The organism is Okeania sp. SIO3B5 (genome assembly GCF_010692555.1).
Lineage (GTDB): Bacteria > Cyanobacteriota > Cyanobacteriia > Cyanobacteriales > Microcoleaceae > Okeania.
In genome coordinates this window covers 1-1893 of sequence record NZ_JAAHHG010000159.1, presented here as the reverse complement: position 1 = coordinate 1893, position 1893 = coordinate 1, and the positions used below count along the sequence as shown (strand labels likewise).

General features: G+C 39.6%; 1 protein-coding gene. It reads right to left on the bottom strand.

The annotated features are described in order from the left end of the window. Positions 1-1893: SdrD B-like domain-containing protein (locus F6K54_RS20760; protein ID WP_375341988.1), on the bottom strand; the 1893-nt coding region annotated here is incomplete at both ends.

Genomic DNA, 1893 nt, shown 5'->3' with positions numbered 1-1893 from the left:
AAATTTCCAGACCGTTGTAATTAATATCCTCACTGGTAGCTACATGACTAATTGTACCGATATGGTTTCCTTCAACAATTAAGTCATCTATAGCAGCAACATTTATCGGTCGCCCTACATTCCAGTTCGTTTGGTCAAAAGTAATTGGAGCGATAGGTTGAATTTGGTTTCCTGTATCAAAGTTAATCGTAACTAAGGCAGTAGGTTGTGTAGTCAAAACTACTTCATAACTGCCTGTTGCCCCACCCTCCGTTGCATCAATATCAGTGGGATTAATAGAAACTCCGGCAGTATCATTATCTGTAATATTAGTAGTAACTTGGGAAATTTCCAGACCGTTGTAATTAATATCCTCACTGGTAGCTACATGACTAATTGTACCGATATGGTTTCCTTCAACAATTAAGTCATCTATAGCAGCAACATTTATAGGTCGCCCTACATTCCAGTTCGTTTGGTCAAAAGTAATAGGAGCTATAGGTTGAATTTGGTTTCCTGTATCAAAATTTATAGTAACTTGAGCAGTAGGTTGTGTGGTCAAAACCACTTCATAACTGCCTGTTGCCCCACCCTCCGTTGCATCAATATCAGTGGGATTAATAGAAACTCCGGCAGTATCATTATCAGTAATATCGACTACAAGTGGTAAAACATTTATACCGTTAAAATTGTCATCTTCACTGGTAGCAAAATGATTAATTGTAGCAGTGTGGTCGCCCTCTATGTCAAAGTCGTCTATCGCTGTAACAGTTATCAGTCTTTCTGAATTCCAGTTTGTTTGGTCAAAAGTAATAGGAGCTATAGGTTGAATTTGGTCTCCTGTATCAACATTGATAGTAACTGGGGCAGTAGGTGCCATATTCAACTCTAGAGAGTAAACACCTGTGAAACCACCCTCCGCAGCTTGGATAGTAATTACAGCTGGAGTATCATTATCAGTAATGTTAGCAGTGATGAGATTGGATGGTGTGCCATCTACGGTAAATGCTACTGTGGGAGTATTATAGTTTGGGTCATTACTGCTGGCGTTATGAGTAATATTGCCAGGGTGAGGTCCTTCCGCGAAAGCGTCATCTACTGCTGTGACGTTAATAATTTGAGGAGTTAGAGCATTTGTGCTGTCAAAACTTCGTGTTATGGGAATACCCGGTCCCGCACCCAAGTCTATTTGATTATCAGGAGCGATCGCTATATTAACTAGGTCATTAGGAATACTATCGAGAACTATTTGGTAGGTATCCGTTGCTAGACCTTCAGTAACATTAGTGTTGCCATCTGTTTGAGTAATGGAAATTCCGGGAGGAGTAATATTATTGGGAATATTGGTGAGGTTGATTTGAGTGAAATTAAATGTTGTATCTGTGGGATTGATGGTAATAGTTGGTGCTGGTTGTTGTTGAGTAAATCCTGTTGGAGCTATGTCTCTGATACTGTATGTTCCTGCTGGAAGGTTGATGTCGTCGAATAGATAAAAGCCGTTATCATCTGTTATGGCCTGAAATTCGTTTTCGTCCCGGATGTTGTTGTTGTTGCTATCTATATATATGGTAATTCCCGCAACTGGTGTTTCTCCTATTCCATCGTTGTTTAGATCGTTGAGTTTTGTGCCGCTAATGTCACCGATTATATTATTGGGAATATTGGTGAGGTTGATTTGAGTGAAATTAAATGTTGTATCTGTGGGATTGATGGTAATAGTTGGTGCTGGTTGTTGTTGAGTAAATCCTGTTGGAGCTATGTCTCTGATACTATATGTTCCTGGTGCGAGATTAATATTGTTGAATTGGTAGAATCCATTAGTATCTGTTGTGGTCTGAATTTCGTTTTCATCCAGGATGCTGTTGTCGTTGCTATCTATATATATGGTGATTCCCGCAACTGGTGTTTCTCCTA